At 30.2% G+C, this 14618-nt stretch carries 17 protein-coding genes; 14 read left to right on the top strand and 3 right to left on the bottom strand.

Features of this window, described 5'->3' with window-relative positions; genetic code table 11:
- The 4 genes from ybeY to BLU40_RS00160 all read left to right on the top strand — a co-directional run bounded on the left by ybeY (position 1) and on the right by BLU40_RS00160 (position 4290).
- On the top strand, positions 1-414 hold the full coding sequence (ybeY, locus tag BLU40_RS00175) for an rRNA maturation RNase YbeY (RefSeq protein ID WP_090118499.1): 414 nt from the start codon (positions 1-3) through the stop codon (positions 412-414).
- 33 nt (positions 415-447) lie between these two features.
- Positions 448-2319: a tRNA uridine-5-carboxymethylaminomethyl(34) synthesis enzyme MnmG gene (gene mnmG / locus BLU40_RS00170; protein ID WP_090120256.1), complete on the top strand. Its 1872-nt coding sequence runs from the start codon at positions 448-450 to the stop codon at positions 2317-2319.
- A 369-nt stretch (positions 2320-2688) separates the two neighbouring features.
- A complete protein-coding gene (locus BLU40_RS00165) occupies positions 2689-3555 on the top strand; it encodes a class I SAM-dependent methyltransferase (RefSeq protein ID WP_090118497.1) in 867 nt (288 codons plus the stop codon).
- 225 nt (positions 3556-3780) lie between these two features.
- Positions 3781-4290: an OmpH/Skp family outer membrane protein gene (locus tag BLU40_RS00160; RefSeq protein WP_090118494.1), complete on the top strand. Its 510-nt coding sequence runs from the start codon at positions 3781-3783 to the stop codon at positions 4288-4290.
- Positions 4291-4345: 55 nt separating this feature from the next.
- Here BLU40_RS00160 and BLU40_RS00155 read toward each other — a convergent pair whose 3' ends face one another.
- From BLU40_RS00155 to BLU40_RS00145, 3 genes are read right to left on the bottom strand one after another with little or no spacing between them, the layout of a single operon-like run.
- Positions 4346-4873, bottom strand: coding sequence for a hypothetical protein (locus BLU40_RS00155; protein ID WP_090118492.1), 528 nt, complete (start codon positions 4871-4873; stop codon positions 4346-4348).
- A gap of 10 nt (positions 4874-4883) precedes the next feature.
- Positions 4884-5279 carry a hypothetical protein gene (locus BLU40_RS00150; RefSeq protein WP_090118490.1) on the bottom strand — a complete coding sequence of 132 codons (396 nt, stop codon included), beginning with the start codon at positions 5277-5279 and terminating at the stop codon, positions 4884-4886.
- Position 5280: 1 nt separating this feature from the next.
- Positions 5281-6417, bottom strand: a complete 1137-nt coding sequence (locus BLU40_RS00145; RefSeq protein ID WP_090118488.1) for a DNA polymerase III subunit — start codon at positions 6415-6417, stop codon at positions 5281-5283.
- 107 nt (positions 6418-6524) lie between these two features.
- Between BLU40_RS00145 and BLU40_RS00140 the strand changes: the two genes are divergently transcribed.
- From BLU40_RS00140 to BLU40_RS00095, 10 genes are all read left to right on the top strand, one after another.
- Positions 6525-7097 (top strand): Crp/Fnr family transcriptional regulator, encoded by a 573-nt coding sequence (locus tag BLU40_RS00140; RefSeq protein ID WP_090118487.1) that lies wholly within the window; start codon positions 6525-6527, stop codon positions 7095-7097.
- Positions 7098-7170: 73 nt separating this feature from the next.
- Positions 7171-7611, top strand: a complete 441-nt coding sequence (locus BLU40_RS00135; RefSeq protein WP_090118485.1) for a hypothetical protein — start codon at positions 7171-7173, stop codon at positions 7609-7611.
- Position 7612: 1 nt separating this feature from the next.
- Positions 7613-7942 (top strand): TfoX/Sxy family protein, encoded by a 330-nt coding sequence (locus BLU40_RS00130; RefSeq protein WP_139170903.1) that lies wholly within the window; start codon positions 7613-7615, stop codon positions 7940-7942.
- A 15-nt stretch (positions 7943-7957) separates the two neighbouring features.
- On the top strand, positions 7958-8143 hold the full coding sequence (locus tag BLU40_RS00125) for a hypothetical protein (protein WP_090118481.1): 186 nt from the start codon (positions 7958-7960) through the stop codon (positions 8141-8143).
- A gap of 6 nt (positions 8144-8149) precedes the next feature.
- Positions 8150-8482 (top strand): DsrE family protein, encoded by a 333-nt coding sequence (locus tag BLU40_RS00120; protein WP_090118479.1) that lies wholly within the window; start codon positions 8150-8152, stop codon positions 8480-8482.
- A 121-nt stretch (positions 8483-8603) separates the two neighbouring features.
- Complete coding sequence (locus BLU40_RS00115) at positions 8604-9791, top strand: phosphoglycerate kinase (protein ID WP_090118477.1); 1188 nt, start codon at positions 8604-8606, stop codon at positions 9789-9791.
- A 167-nt stretch (positions 9792-9958) separates the two neighbouring features.
- Entirely contained in the window at positions 9959-10996 is a 1038-nt protein-coding gene (locus BLU40_RS00110; protein WP_090118475.1) for an aldo/keto reductase, read from the top strand.
- 206 nt (positions 10997-11202) lie between these two features.
- Entirely contained in the window at positions 11203-11820 is a 618-nt protein-coding gene (gene nrfH, locus BLU40_RS00105) for a cytochrome c nitrite reductase small subunit (RefSeq protein WP_090118473.1), read from the top strand.
- On the top strand, positions 11813-13303 hold the full coding sequence (gene nrfA, locus BLU40_RS00100; protein ID WP_090118471.1) for an ammonia-forming cytochrome c nitrite reductase: 1491 nt from the start codon (positions 11813-11815) through the stop codon (positions 13301-13303). Before nrfH ends, nrfA begins: the two co-directional genes overlap by 8 nt.
- A 69-nt stretch (positions 13304-13372) precedes the next feature.
- Positions 13373-14617 (top strand): cytochrome c biogenesis ResB family protein, encoded by a 1245-nt coding sequence (locus BLU40_RS00095; RefSeq protein ID WP_090118469.1) that lies wholly within the window; start codon positions 13373-13375, stop codon positions 14615-14617.
- The last annotated feature ends 1 nt before the right edge of the window (position 14618 follow it).

The following is a 14618-nucleotide window of genomic DNA, read 5'->3' as shown; positions in this document are numbered from 1 at the left end:
ATGATAACGTTTAATTACGAAACAGAATTTAAATTAGAAAAGGAAAAACAGTTAAAAAACTGGATTTCTTGTTGTATTGAAAAACAAAATTTTGAAGAGGGTGAGTTGAATTATATTTTTTGTGACGATGAATATTTATTAAAATTGAATGTAGAATTTTTAAATCACGACACTTTAACCGATATAATTAGCTTCGATTATACAATAGGAAAACTAATTTCTGGAGATATTTACATTTCTGTGGAAAGAGTTGCTGAAAATGCAAAAAAATTTAGTCAATCATTTGATAATGAATTAAATAGGGTCTTGATTCATGGTGTTTTACACTATTGTGGGTTAAAAGATAAAAATGAAGAAGAAAAAGCTGCTATGAGAATGGCGGAAGATGAATGTTTAGAATTATATACTAATTAAAAAAAAGTGTTCCACGTGGAACAAATGAAAAATATGTTTAATACTGTTTATGATGTTATAGTAGTTGGTGGTGGTCACGCTGGAGGTGAGGCTGCAGCTGCAGCTGCAAATATGGGAGCGCACACTTTGTTGGTAACAATGAATTTACAAAACATAGCGCAAATGAGTTGTAATCCTGCTATGGGTGGAATTGCAAAAGGACAAATAGTAAGAGAAATTGATGCGCTTGGTGGTTATAGTGCAATAGTTACCGATAAAACTGCTATTCAATTTAAAATGTTGAATAAGTCTAAAGGTCCTGCAATGTGGAGTCCAAGAGCTCAAAGTGATAGAATGCGTTTTGCAGAATGTTGGAGAACTATGTTAGAACAAACTGATAATTTAGATTTTTACCAGGATATGGTTAATGGTCTTTTAATTGAAGACGGAAAAATTATTGGGGTAAAAACAGCATTGGGAATTGAGTTAAAAGCAAAGGCTGTAATTATAACTGCAGGTACTTTTTTAAATGGTTTAATTCATATAGGTGATAAAACTTTTGGTGGAGGTAGAGCAGGAGAAAGTGCATCGGTTGGGATAACTGAAGATTTAGTTAAAGTTGGTTTTGAATCGGGAAGAATGAAAACGGGTACGCCTCCAAGAGTTGATGCTCGTTCTTTAGATTTTTCAAAAATGATTGAACAACCTGGAGATGATAATCCTGAGAAATTCTCATATTCTCCAGATACAAAATCGTTAGTAAAACAACGTTCTTGTTATATGAGTTATACTTCAAAAGAAGTACACGATTTGTTGAGAACTGGGTTTGATCGTTCGCCAATGTTTAATGGTAGAATACAAAGTATTGGTCCAAGATATTGTCCTTCTATTGAAGATAAAATTGATCGTTTTGCTACAAAAGAAAGACATCAAATTTTTGTTGAGCCCGAAGGATGGGAAACAGTAGAGATTTATGTAAATGGTTTTTCAACATCATTACCAGAAGATGTGCAAGATAAAGCACTGCGTAAAGTTGCTGGTTTTGAAAATGTAAAATTCTTAAGATATGGTTATGCTATAGAGTATGATTATTTTCCACCTACACAATTAACACATACTTTAGAAACTAAGTTGGTAGATAATTTATACTTTGCTGGTCAAATAAATGGAACTACTGGATATGAAGAAGCGGCTGCTCAAGGATTAATGGCAGGTGTAAATGCTGCATTAAAAATTCAAGAAAAAGAACCTTTTATATTAAAAAGGAATGAAGCTTACATAGGTGTTTTAATTGATGATTTAATTACAAAGGGAACAGAAGAACCTTATAGAATGTTTACATCAAGAGCTGAATATAGAACATTGTTAAGACAAGATAATGCTGATTTACGTTTAACTCCTTTGTCTTATGAAATAGGTTTTGCTTCAAAAAATAGGATGGATAGGGTAATAGAAAAACAATTAAAAACTGATCTTTTTGTAAAATTTTTAATTGAAACAAGTGTTAAGCCAGAGGTTATAAATCCAATATTAGAAGAGAATAAAACAGCTCCAATTTCGCAATCAATGAAAATGTTTAAGATAGCTGCTAGACCTCAGTTAGATTTTACGGATATCCAAAAAATACCTTCTGTTGCAAGATTTATAGAAGAGAATAATATTGATTTTGAAATAATAGAACAGACCGAAGTGCATGTTAAATATGCGGGTTATATAGAAAAGGAAAAGAATCAAGCAGATAAATTAAATAGGTTAGAGAATGTTGCTATTCCATCTACTTTCGATTATTCTAAAGTAAAATCTTTATCTATAGAAGCTCGTCAAAAATTAGCTAAAATTCAGCCTACATCAATTTCACAAGCAAGTAGAATTAGTGGAGTTTCACCTAGTGATGTTTCTGTACTTTTAGTTTATATGGGAAGATAAATTTAAATGTTCCACGTGGAACGCTATCGATAAATATTGAAGGTTTAAGAAATATAATAGTGTTTTTTGTTTTTATTGTAAGCTTATAGTTTGGTTAAAATAAGAGTTTGTGAGTTGAAAAATTTATAGGTAATCTTAAAAATATATCTTCTAAATTCAATAGATTTTTATTAAAAAGTATACAGCATTTGAATTCGATAAAGTTTACAAGTTTGAAAATAGGAGGTTTGTTTAAAATTAATTTATAAGAATGAATTCAAAAAAATGAGTTAAACAGATTAATTCAATTAGTAGAAGAAAAATTAATATAGCATAAAATTGCTTATTTTTTTCTGAATATAAATTTTAATAATACAGTTTTAGATATAAATGAAATACCAAAATTCAGTTTACTTAAAGTTAAAAGATTACTCAGTTTCGAAAGAAAATTTTGAATTGATTTATAATTCAGAATTAGAATTACTTGAAACTTCACCAAAACCTACGTTACAGAAATTACCGTCATATTACGAAAGTGAAGATTATATTTCGCATACCGATGCTAAAGAATCTTTGGTTGATAAAGTGTATCAATTTGTAAAAGGAATTGCTTTAAAGAATAAATTAAAATTGATTAACTCTTTTAATTTAGAAGAAAAAAATATGTTAGATGTTGGTTGTGGTACAGGTGAGTTTTTATTGACTTGTAAAAATAATCAATGGAATGTAGTAGGAGTAGAGCCAAATAAAAATGCTCGAGATTTAGCAATTGGTAAATTAGATAAAAATACTTCGGTAAATATTTTTGCTGATATTGATGAGTTAATTTCTCAAAAGTTTGATGTTATTACAATGTGGCATGTGTTAGAACATGTTCCAAATTTAGATGAATACATTTTAAAACTGAAACAATTATTAAAACCTAATGGAGTTTTGATTGTAGCAGTACCTAATTATAAAAGTTTTGATGCTTTGCATTATAAACAATATTGGGCGGCTTTTGATGTGCCAAGGCATCTTTGGCATTTTTCACAAAATTCTATTTCTATACTTTTTTCTAAAGTAAATTTAAAAGTTGTAAAAACATTACCAATGTATTTCGATTCATTTTATGTTTCGCTTTTAAGTGAAAAATATAAATCTGGTTCTGGAAATATTGTAAAAGCTTTTTTTACAGGTTTACGCTCAAATTTAAAAGCAGCAAGCACAAAAGAGTATTCTTCTCTTATTTATGTGTTAAAATCGAGTGAAAACTAATTTTAAAAAGACGTATTCTTTTGTTTTTAGTTATAACGCTAGATAACCTTAGTAATTTCTAAAAGTGGCTTAAAACGCTTTATTTAAGGTTGATTTCAATAAAAATATCTTATAAAATAATAGTTAACTATAAATATTTTTAATACTGAGTTTTTAGGTTAATAAATAGGCTTTATTGTTTTATATTCGCAGCTATTTTAATTAGCAAATCAAAAAAGGTAAAAAATGAAAAAATTAGTAGTATTAGCTTTTGCTTTAGTTTTAGCTTCATGTAATCAAACAAAAATTGCTTATATAGATGTTGAAGATTTAATGAAAGATTATGAAGCAACAAAAGTTTTAGAAGAAACTTTAAAAGCTAAACAAGAAACAATGGCAAAAGAGTTAGATAGTTTAGGAGCTCCTTTTCAGGCTAAAGTTCAAGCTTATTATAAAGAGGCGCAAAGAATGTCTGCTTCTAAAAGAGCACAAGCTGAACAAGCTTTACAACAAGAAAACCAAATGTTACAAGCTAAACAACAAGAAGCTGCTCAAATTCTTCAAAAAGAAAACCAAGAGCGTAGTGAAGAAATTACAAAAAGAGTTGATAGTTTTGTTACTAATTACGCAAAAGAAAAAGGATTACATTTAGTTTTAGGTACATCAGGTCAAGGTACTGTTATGTATGGCGATGATAAACTTAATATTACAGATGAAATATTAAAAGTATTAAACGACGATTTCGCTAAGGAATAGTTGACTATTTATAACACATAAAAAAAGCCTTTAACTTTCGTTAAAGGCTTTTTTATTATTTAAGTTTTTGTCCAGAGAAGTGATGCTCTTTAATTTTAAAAAGAACGTTAAAAGTGGTTAAACTTCCGTAAATTCTAGATATATATTGTTGTAAATCTATCTTTTCTTGATCGTCTAATTGCTTACTAGAGTTTATTTTTTGTTCCATTACTCTAATACGATCACGAACCATTACAATTTTATGAAAAAATGTATCGATAGGAATTTCTTTACTTGCTAAATTGGTGTCTTTAGGTTCTAAAATTAGTTTTCCACCTTTATAGCGGTCTGCAATTGGGATAATTTCAGAAACATCAGACCATTTTTTTAGCATATTTTTTAAAATGGTTTCAACTTCATAAAAACTAACTGAATCTACTTCGTCTTCTACGCCTTCAATTACTTCAAATTCACTGTTAATTTCAATAGTTTCTAATCCGTTTTCAATAAAAGTTACCCAGTAATGTTTTGAGGTTACGTTAGTTACAACTCCTAATCCAAATTTGTTGTGTTTAATTCGTGAACCAATACCTAATAGTTTCATAGTCAAATTGTTAAGTTAATAAATAGATGCCAATTATGTTTAAAATAAAGTAAACAGTTATATTCATTGCGCCAGGATAGTCTTTTGCAATTCGTTGTCCAAGTAAAAAAACAAGTAGTGTAATAGCCGAAAAAATTAATCCGGTTTTAGCTAGTTCAAAATCGCCATTGCTTAGCAAAAAATAAATACCTATAAATAGAAATAACAGTGTAACTATTTCAATAACAACAACTTTAATTAATAATACAGGAATTAATTTTAATAAAAATGTGTTTTTAAAATGATCTTTATAATAAGCAACTGTACCTTTCCAATCTACTAGTTTTTCAACTACAGAAACAAAGTAAGTAATAATAAAAAAAACTGTAAGAAGTATTTGTGCTGAATTTTGATTGAATAAAGACATATTAAGCTTCTTTAGCGTGTAACAACCTTGTTAATTTTATAGATAAATCTAGTAGAATTATTTTAGCGTTACCGTTACGTTCAATATGGTAAATGGCATCGTTTAATTCTTTATTAATGTCTAAAATATTTCCACTATGTATAAAAGGCGCAAATTTTTCTAATTGAAAGTTTGTTTTTGGTTGCAAATAAACTAGTTCTTCTGCATTATAATTTAGAAGCATAGCTTGTCTAAAAAACTGTAAGCAATAGTTTAAAAAACGTTTTTGTGTTTCTCTACCGCTTTTAGCAATGGTTTCGCTCCAACCAATTAATTGTTGAATTACTGCTGCGTTTCCTTTTGCTTTAAAGGCTGCTCTAACCCAAGTTGTAAACCATTCTTCAAACTGTTCATCAGCATTGTCGTTATGTAATAAATGTAATGCTTTATTAAAGCTACCATTTGCTTGGCTGGCAATTTGCTCAGCAATAGGAGTGTCAGTTCCTTCACGTTCAATTAAACCTTTTGTAATATCTGCTTCAGAAAGTAAAGAAAAATTTAATATTTGACAACGTGATTTTATGGTAGAAATTATTTGTTCTTCACTCTCGGCAATTAATATAAAAACCGTTTTTTCTGGTGGTTCTTCAATAAGTTTAAGTAATTTGTTTGAAGCAGAAGTGTTTAGTTTTTCAGCCATCCAAATAATCATTACTTTGTAACCACCTTCATAGCTTTTTAAGCGTAACGATTTCACAATTTCTTCTGCTTCATCTACACCCATTTGACCTTGCTTGTTTTCTATACCAAGAAATTGCAACCATTCAAATAAATTACGGTATGGGTTTTCAGTTATAAATGTTCTCCAGTCTTCTAAAAATAAATTACTAACTGGGTGTTTTTTTACAGTGTCATTTATAGCTGTTGGAAATGCAAAATGTAAATCAGGATGCATTAATTTTTCGCATTTAATTTCACAATTTTCTTTATTATCGCTACTGCTGCATAAAATATATTGTGCGTAAGCAATTGCCATTGGTAAAGTACCTGAACCCTCTTTTCCAACAAATAATTGTGCGTGAGAAATTCTACCATTATCGGTACTTTTAATTAAGTGGTTTTTTAAATGTTCGTGTCCTAAAACGTCTTTAAATTTCACGTGAAACTATTTTCTGGTTACTACAACGAAAGTAAGGTATTTTTGTTAAGTCTGAAACTTTTAAACAGGTAGCGTTAATTTGATAGACTTATTTGTATTTTTATTCTATGAATGTTTATAAAGATTATTTAATTTCTAAATTAGGAATGAACAATGATGATGCAGATTTGTTTCTTTCCGGTTTTGAAGAAGTTATTTATAAAAAGGGAAGTTTTCTTCAGAAGGAAGGCGATAAATGTAATGTAATTAGGATTATTTTAGAAGGCTGTGCAAGAGGTTTTGTGGTGGTTAATGGAAAGGAAATTTCTACTAATTTTTATTTTGAAAACGATCATACTTACGATTATGTGAATTTTTTATTGAACAAAAAAGGAACGTTAAATATTAAAGCATTAGATACTATTCGAGCAATTGAAATGACTATAGAAGCTTTAGAATTTTTACAATCTGAAGTTATTGGTTTTCACAGAATGAGTTTTCATATGTTTAAAATGAATTATATTAAAACCGAAAATGAACGGATGAATTTCATTATAAAATCGCCAAAAGAACGTTATTTAAATCTTGTGAAGAATAACAAGCATATAATTTCCCGAATTCCACAACATCAAATAGCGTCATATATTGGAATTTCTCCTGAACATTTAAGCCGAATTCGAAAAGAAATTTCAACTTCTTAATTTTCTTGATAAATATCAACGAGTTAAAACCTGAGTAAGATTTAATTTTGTTTCATACAATAAAAATAATAGTATGGAAGTACAAAAATTTAATCTTAAACAATTTGTAATTATTACATTAATAACAAGTATTTGGATTCATATTGCAGAAGTAGCAAGAGCGTATTTTGTTGCTTTTCCTAGAATGTCAGCCTTTTTTGAAGGAAAACTACAGATTATTGGTTTAGATCAAGCCGAAATGAGTCACGCTTTAATTTGGGGAGGATGGGATTTCTTGTTAACAGGTGTTTTGGTGTTTATATTTTGGCTGTGTTCGATAGCATTTGGTAACAATTTTAAAGCAGTTTTTATTTCAGGAACCACAACTGCTTTTGCAACCATTGGTATTTTTTGGATAGCAACAGTAAACTCTGGTCTTGGAGAGTGGAGCACTGCATTTATTCTTTTTCCAATTGCTTGGTTAGAATTGGTAATAGGTGCTTGGATTGCTTCAAAATTGTATTCAAAAAATTAATATGGCAGTTTCAAACGATTTTTTACAATTTGTTCTTGATCAATTGTCCGGTTGGGGAACTGTAAACATCAAAAAAATGTTTGGTGGAGTAGCATTGTATCAAGAGGAGTTGGCTTTTGCAATGCTTATGAATGATGAAGTTTATCTAAAAGTTGATGATTTTACTGAAAAGAAGTTTATAAAAGCTGGCTCAGTTCAATTAAAACTATTTAAAAATAATGCAGTGGTAGTATCTTTTTACAGCCTACCTTCTGAAGTTTTAGAAGATGCTGATTTGTTTAAAGATTGGTCAAAAGAAGCTTTTGAAATTCAAAAAAAGAGAAATTTATAATTAAAAATAAAGAAGATGAAAAAACATATGTGTAACGAGTGTAAACTACGAGCAAAGTACGATGAAAAACCAAATTCATTTGTTGGAAAATTTTGGCGATGGCATATTAACTTTTGTCCAGGATGGAAAGCATATTTAAAGTCTTTAGATAATGATGCTAAAAACAAGTTGAAATTAAAATATAATCTTAAAAACAGTTAATAAAAAATGGAACAATTAAACATTCTTTGGACAAGTAACGATAAAGATACTTTTATGAATATGGTAGCAATGTATTCCAAAAATTCTATAAAAAGTGGATGGTGGGATGCTGTTAATATTATTATTTGGGGTGGTTCAACAAGATTATCTGGAGCAGATGAAGAAGTTCAAAAGGAACTTCAAAAATTAATGGAAGTAGGAGTTACCGTTGAAGCTTGTAAAGCCTGTGCAGATAAAATGAAAATTTCATCAACACTAAAAGATTTAGGAATTACAGTAAAATATATGAGTAAATTAACAGGTCTTATTAAAAAAGAAGCTAAACTAATTACTATTTAGTAGCTTTTAATTTTTTTACTGCTTAAAACTAACAACCTGTAACTGAATTGAAATCGCTTTCGTAAAAAACTTAATTACCTAAATTAATTTAATTTATATTTGTAATACAAATTTATAAATAATGAAAACAATACAAGACATTAATTTTGAAGGTAAAAAAGCCTTAATTAGAGTAGATTTTAACGTACCATTAGATGAAAATTTTAATGTAACAGACGCAACTAGAATACAAGCTGCGAAACCTACAATTATTAAAATTTTAGAAGATGGTGGAGCTGCTGTTTTAATGTCACACTTAGGACGTCCAAAGGGAGCTGAAGATAAATTCTCTTTAAAACATATTGCAGAAAAAGTATCAGAAATTATTGGAGTATCAGTAAAGTTTGTTGCTAATTGTGTTGGTGCAGAAGCTGAAGAAGCAGCTGCGAATTTACAAGCTGGTGAAGTTTTATTATTAGAAAATTTACGTTTTCATGGTGAAGAAAAAGCTGGAGATGTAGCTTTTGCTGAACAACTTTCTAAGTTAGGAGATGTTTATGTAAATGATGCATTTGGAACTGCGCACAGAGCACACGCTTCAACAACAATAGTTGCACAATTTTTTCCAGAAAATAAATGTTTTGGAGCTTTATTAGCACAAGAAATTGTAAGCTTAAAAAAGATATTAGAAGAAGGTGAAAAACCTGTATTAGCAATTTTAGGAGGAGCTAAAGTTTCTTCAAAAATTACAGTAATTGAAAATATTTTAGATAAAGTAGACCACTTAATTATTGGTGGTGGAATGAGCTTTACTTTTATTAAAGCACAAGGTGGAAAAATTGGAATGTCTATTTGTGAAGATGACAAGCAAGAGTTAGCCTTAGATATTTTAAAACAAGCAAAAGAAAAAGGAGTTCAGGTTCATATTCCTGTAGATGTTATTGCTGCAGATGATTTTAGTAATGATGCAAATACTCAGGTTTGTGATATTTACGATATTCCTGATGGTTGGGAAGGTGTAGATGCTGGACCAAAAACTAGAGAAATGTTTGACAAAGTTGTAAACGAATCTAAAACTATTCTTTGGAACGGACCATTAGGTGTGTTTGAAATGGAAGCTTTTGCTAACGGTACAATAGCTTTAGGTAATTCAATTGCAAATGCAACTAAAAACGGAACATTCTCACTTGTTGGTGGTGGAGATTCTGTTGCTGCTGTAAAACAATTTGGCTTTGCAGATAAGGTAAGTTATGTTTCTACAGGTGGTGGAGCAATGTTAGAAAGCTTAGAAGGTAAAACATTACCAGGCATCGAAGCTATCTTAAAATAATTAAACGTTATGCTGAACTTGTTTACTCACCCTCTTTCTTATTTCATAATAAGGAATTCGTGAATCTTCGATTTCAGCATCTCATCATATTTAAAAACCATTTTCTATTAAATTTAGAAAATGGTTTTTTTGTCCTAATAAAAAATTGAAACTAAAGAAATCTAATAATGAAATATTCTAACATTCCGAATACCAATATAAAAGTTAGTAAAATATGTTTGGGAACTATGACCTTTGGTCAGCAAAATAGTGAACAAGAAGCTCATGAGCAATTAAATTACGCAGTAGAGCAAGGTGTTAATTTTATAGATACTGCTGAAATGTATTCGGTTCCTGCTAGAAAAGAAACACAAGGAAATTCAGAAAAACTTATTGGTACTTGGTTGAAGGATCAAAAGCGGGAAAATTTAGTGGTAGCAACTAAGGTAGCTGGTCCCAGTCCAAATTTTCATTATTTAAGAGATAATTTAGGGTTTTCAAAAGCAGCAATTTTAGATGCTTTAAATAATAGTTTAAAACGTTTACAAACCGATTATGTTGATGTGTATCAATTGCACTGGCCAGATAGAAATGTACCAATGTTTGGAAATCGTAATTATAAGCATAATCAAAACGAACAATGGGAAGATAATATTAAAGAAGTTATTGAAACGTTAGATGGTTTGGTTAAAGAAGGTAAAATACGCCATTACGGAGTTTCTAACGAGAGTTCTTGGGGTGTTATGAAACATATATCAGAAAGTACACAAAACAGTTTAACACGCTGTAAAACTATTCAAAATCCGTATTCATTATTAAATAGATTGTTTGAAATTAATTTGGCTGAAGTTTCTATGCGAGAAAAAGTAGGTTTAATGGCTTATTCTCCTTTGGCTTTTGGTGTGTTATCAGGTAAGTATTTAAACGGAAGATTACCAGAAAATTCGCGAATTAAGTTATTTCCACAATATAGTAGGTATAGTAGTAAACAAAGTACTTTTTTAGTTCAAAAATATGCTGCGCTTGCACAAGAATTAAATCTATCGTTAACTCAACTTTCGTTAGCTTTTGTTAATCAACAGCCATTTTTAACTGGTAATATAATAGGAGCCACTACTATAGAGCAGTTAAAAGAGAATATTTCAAGTATCCACGTGGAACTTTCGGAAGATACCCTTATAGAAATAGATAATATTCAAGAATTACAGCCTAATCCGGCTCCGTAGGTTTAAATTATTTTAAATAAAAAGGTTAATTTATTGAAATTTAACGAGTTGATTGCTTAAATTTAATACGATATTAACAATTGTTAATAAATGTAACATTTATGACAATTGTCATAGGTAGAGTTTAAAAAAAGCTTCAATTTTGTATTTGTAAAATAAAAGATAAAGAAATCTTAATATCTTTTCTTAAAACTAAGAGTCTAACAATGAAAAGACTATTTAAAATATTAATTCCACCCAAAGAATGGAGACTTCCAGTAATTATATTATTGGGAGCCATAACAGGTCTTACTATGTATGCACTTGTTGAGTCAAAAGCGATATCTTATTTATCGGACGATCCTAAAACGTGCGCAAACTGCCACGTAATGACACCACAGTACACAACATGGCAAAATAGTTCTCACCGAGAGTGGGCTACTTGTAATGATTGTCACGTACCACATGATAATGTATTTAAAAAGTACGCATTTAAAGCAAAAGATGGTATGTACCATGCATCTGTGTTTTTAACTCGTGGAGAACCTGAGGTAATTAGAATGAAAGAAGCTGGTAACGAAGTTGTTCAAAGCAACTGTATTCGTTGTCACGGAGATCAAGTTACTGATGCTAAATTGGCTTCTCAAGTAGAAGATCATATATCTAGCAGAACAGAAAAAAAATGCTGGACTTGTCATCAAGAAGTTCCTCACGGAAGCATACACAGTTTATCTTCAGTAAAATATTACGGTAAAATAGACAAAGAACATCAAGAAACTGTACCAAGTTGGTTAAGTAAATATTTAAAAGAATCAGATAATAAAAAAGATAAAAAAGATGAGTAATACAAGAAAACCTTGGAAAAACTGGGTGTTATTTTTAGCATCATTAGTAATTGTGTTTTTGTTAGGACTTTTAGTTTCTTCAATAACAGAACGTAAAATGGAGGCTAAATTTGCATATACTCCAATGACAGAAATTAACAAATTAGAACCTCGTAATGAAGTTTGGGGAGAAAATTTCCCACGTGAGTATCAATCTTACTACAAAACTGCAGATACTACTTTTAGATCTAAGTACAATGGTGGTGCAATGATTGATATGTTAGAAGAAGATCCTCGTTTAGTGGTTCTTTGGGCTGGTTACGGTTTTGCTAAAGATTACAATCAAGGTCGTGGGCACGTTTACGCTATTGACGATTTAAGAAACTCATTAAGATCAGGTGGACCTACTGGGCCAGATGATGGACCAATGCCTGCAACTTGTTGGACTTGTAAATCTCCAGATGTTCCACGTTATATTAACGAAAACGGAATTAACGATTACTATAAAGGTAAATGGGCTGGAAAAGGTGAAGAAATAGTAAACCCAATTGGTTGTGCAAACTGTCACGATGAAAAATCTATGGGTCTTACTATTACACAACCTGCTTTAATTGAAGCATTTGCTCGTCAAGGAAAAGATATTACAAAATCATCTCATAATGAAATGCGTTCTTTAGTATGTGCGCAATGTCACTCTGAGTATTATTTCAACAAAAATTTACCAGATAGTAAAGGAATTCCTTACTTAGTATTCCCTTGGGATGAAGGTCAAACTGTTGAAGATATGGAAGCATACTACGATAAAGTTGGTCACGTAGATTGGACTCACAAAATTAGTAAAGCTCCAATGTTAAAAGCTCAACACCCAGGATACGAAGTATTTAAAATGGGTATTCACGGACAAAGAGGTGTTTCTTGTTCAGACTGTCATATGCCTTATAAAACTGAAGGTGGACAAAAATTTACAGATCACCATATCCAATCTCCTTTAAACAACGTAGCAAATTCTTGCCAAGTTTGTCATAGAGAAGAAAAAGATGAGTTAATTAAAAATGTATTCGATAACCAAGACAGAATTATTGGTAACCGTGATCAATTAGAACGTTTATTAGTTCGTGCTCACGTAGAAGCTGGTAAAGCTTGGGAATTAGGTGCTACTGAAGCTCAAATGAAAGATATTTTACACGGTATTCGTTTAGGACAATGGCGTTGGGATTATGCTGCGGCTTCTCACGGTGGTTCTTTCCATGCACCAGTTGAATTAGGTAGAGTTCTTGGTAGAGGTATTGATATTACTCAAGAAACTAGAATTAAATTGGCAAAATTATTAATGAAATTAGGATTTGATGGTGAAGTACCTTATCCAAACATTGATACTAAAGAAAATGCTCAAAAATTCATTGGTTTACCTATGGAAAAATTAGAAGAAGAAAAAGAACGTTTCTTAAAAGAGTTAGCTCCAAAATGGGACGAAGCTGCTAAAAAACGTGAAGCAACTTACTAAATAAAAATAGTAGTTAGATAGGTATAAAATATTTTTAAATACTTTTGCTAAAACTACTAACTACTAACAATGAGTAATAATACAACACAAATTCGACGTAATCTATGGGATGCTCCCTGGGGTTACGTCGAATCTTTTTTTATAGGCATAGGCTTAATGCTTACAGGTTTCTTTTTAGAAATCTCTTCTAGCGGAAGCCTTGATTTTACAGTTTCATATCCATATAACTTATACTTTTTATTGGGTTATGTAGGCTTTTTATTAATACTGTATTTTGGTTTTAGAAACACACAAGTTGTGCGTTGGCTTACAAAAGTACCAGCGTCAATATCTAGTATAGTTTTAATTACCTTTTTGGTAATGATTATGGGAATTGTACCTCAAATTCCTTCAGAAAATAACATTATTACCAACTTAGGCCTAAATAAAATTACCAGTAATTGGGCATTTTTATTAGTCTTGTTTCAATTTTTAACTTGTTTAGGTTTAATAACTATTAAGCGTATTGTACAATTTAAAACAGAAAATATTGGTTTTATTTTAAATCATTTAGGCTTGTTTTTAGCGTTGGTTGCAGGTATGTTAGGTACTGGAGATTTACAACGTTTATCTTTAAATACTTTCGAAAACAAGCATAGTTGGGTAGCTACAGATATTAATAATAAAGAAGTAGAATTACCTTTTGCTGTTTATTTAAACGAATTTTTAATTGAAGAATACAACCCAAAACTAGCATTAATAGATAACGTAAGTGGAGAAGTTGTAGAAAACGATGGTAAAAACCTATATTTAATAAATAAAGACGAAGATTATATTTACAAAAACTACCAAGTTAATGTAGAAAAATTTCATACATCATCCGGTAGAATAGGAGATAGGTATATGCCAGTGAGCGATATTGGTTCGCCTCCGTCAGCATATCTTTCAGTAAAAAATATAGAAAACGATTCTATTGTAAAAGGTTGGATTTCTTGTGGAAGTTTTGCACATCCATACCAATCTTTAAAATTAGATAGCAAATATTCTTTTGTAATGACAATTCCTGAAGCTAAAAAATTTAGTTCAGATATAGATATTGTTTCAAAAGAAGGTGATAAAACAAAAACGGTTTTAGAAGTAAATAAACCGTATAAATACAACGGTTGGAAACTATATCAATTAAGTTATAACGAAAAAATGGGCAAATGGTCTAAATTAAGTGTAATTGAATTGGTTCGAGATCCGTGGTTACCTGTTATTTATACAGGAATTTTTATGATGATAGCAGGAGCTTTCTATATGTTTTGGGTAGGAAATAAAATAACTAAAAACTAAT

Source organism: Lutibacter oricola, from assembly GCF_900106565.1.
GTDB classification, from domain to species: domain Bacteria; phylum Bacteroidota; class Bacteroidia; order Flavobacteriales; family Flavobacteriaceae; genus Lutibacter; species Lutibacter oricola.
Note: the sequence above shows the minus strand (reverse complement) of the source record. Positions and strands in the feature narration are given on the sequence as shown.

Excerpts from the sequence above, each read along its gene's own strand:
- BLU40_RS00135 (WP_090118485.1), top strand. The coding sequence starts at position 7,171 with ATGGAAGTACAAAAATTTAATCTTAAACAATTTGTAATTATTACATTA.
- nrfA (WP_090118471.1), top strand. The coding sequence starts at position 11,813 with ATGAGTAATACAAGAAAACCTTGGAAAAACTGGGTGTTATTTTTAGCA.
- mnmG (WP_090120256.1), top strand. The coding sequence starts at position 448 with ATGTTTAATACTGTTTATGATGTTATAGTAGTTGGTGGTGGTCACGCT.
- BLU40_RS00140 (WP_090118487.1), top strand. The coding sequence starts at position 6,525 with ATGAATGTTTATAAAGATTATTTAATTTCTAAATTAGGAATGAACAAT.
- BLU40_RS00130 (WP_139170903.1), top strand. The coding sequence starts at position 7,613 with ATGGCAGTTTCAAACGATTTTTTACAATTTGTTCTTGATCAATTGTCC.
- BLU40_RS00155 (WP_090118492.1), bottom strand. The coding sequence starts at position 4,873 with ATGAAACTATTAGGTATTGGTTCACGAATTAAACACAACAAATTTGGA.
- BLU40_RS00095 (WP_090118469.1), top strand. The coding sequence starts at position 13,373 with ATGAGTAATAATACAACACAAATTCGACGTAATCTATGGGATGCTCCC.
- BLU40_RS00165 (WP_090118497.1), top strand. The coding sequence starts at position 2,689 with ATGAAATACCAAAATTCAGTTTACTTAAAGTTAAAAGATTACTCAGTT.
- BLU40_RS00125 (WP_090118481.1), top strand. The coding sequence starts at position 7,958 with ATGAAAAAACATATGTGTAACGAGTGTAAACTACGAGCAAAGTACGAT.
- nrfH (WP_090118473.1), top strand. The coding sequence starts at position 11,203 with ATGAAAAGACTATTTAAAATATTAATTCCACCCAAAGAATGGAGACTT.
- BLU40_RS00150 (WP_090118490.1), bottom strand. The coding sequence starts at position 5,279 with ATGTCTTTATTCAATCAAAATTCAGCACAAATACTTCTTACAGTTTTT.
- BLU40_RS00115 (WP_090118477.1), top strand. The coding sequence starts at position 8,604 with ATGAAAACAATACAAGACATTAATTTTGAAGGTAAAAAAGCCTTAATT.
- ybeY (WP_090118499.1), top strand. The coding sequence starts at position 1 with ATGATAACGTTTAATTACGAAACAGAATTTAAATTAGAAAAGGAAAAA.
- BLU40_RS00110 (WP_090118475.1), top strand. The coding sequence starts at position 9,959 with ATGAAATATTCTAACATTCCGAATACCAATATAAAAGTTAGTAAAATA.
- BLU40_RS00120 (WP_090118479.1), top strand. The coding sequence starts at position 8,150 with ATGGAACAATTAAACATTCTTTGGACAAGTAACGATAAAGATACTTTT.
- BLU40_RS00160 (WP_090118494.1), top strand. The coding sequence starts at position 3,781 with ATGAAAAAATTAGTAGTATTAGCTTTTGCTTTAGTTTTAGCTTCATGT.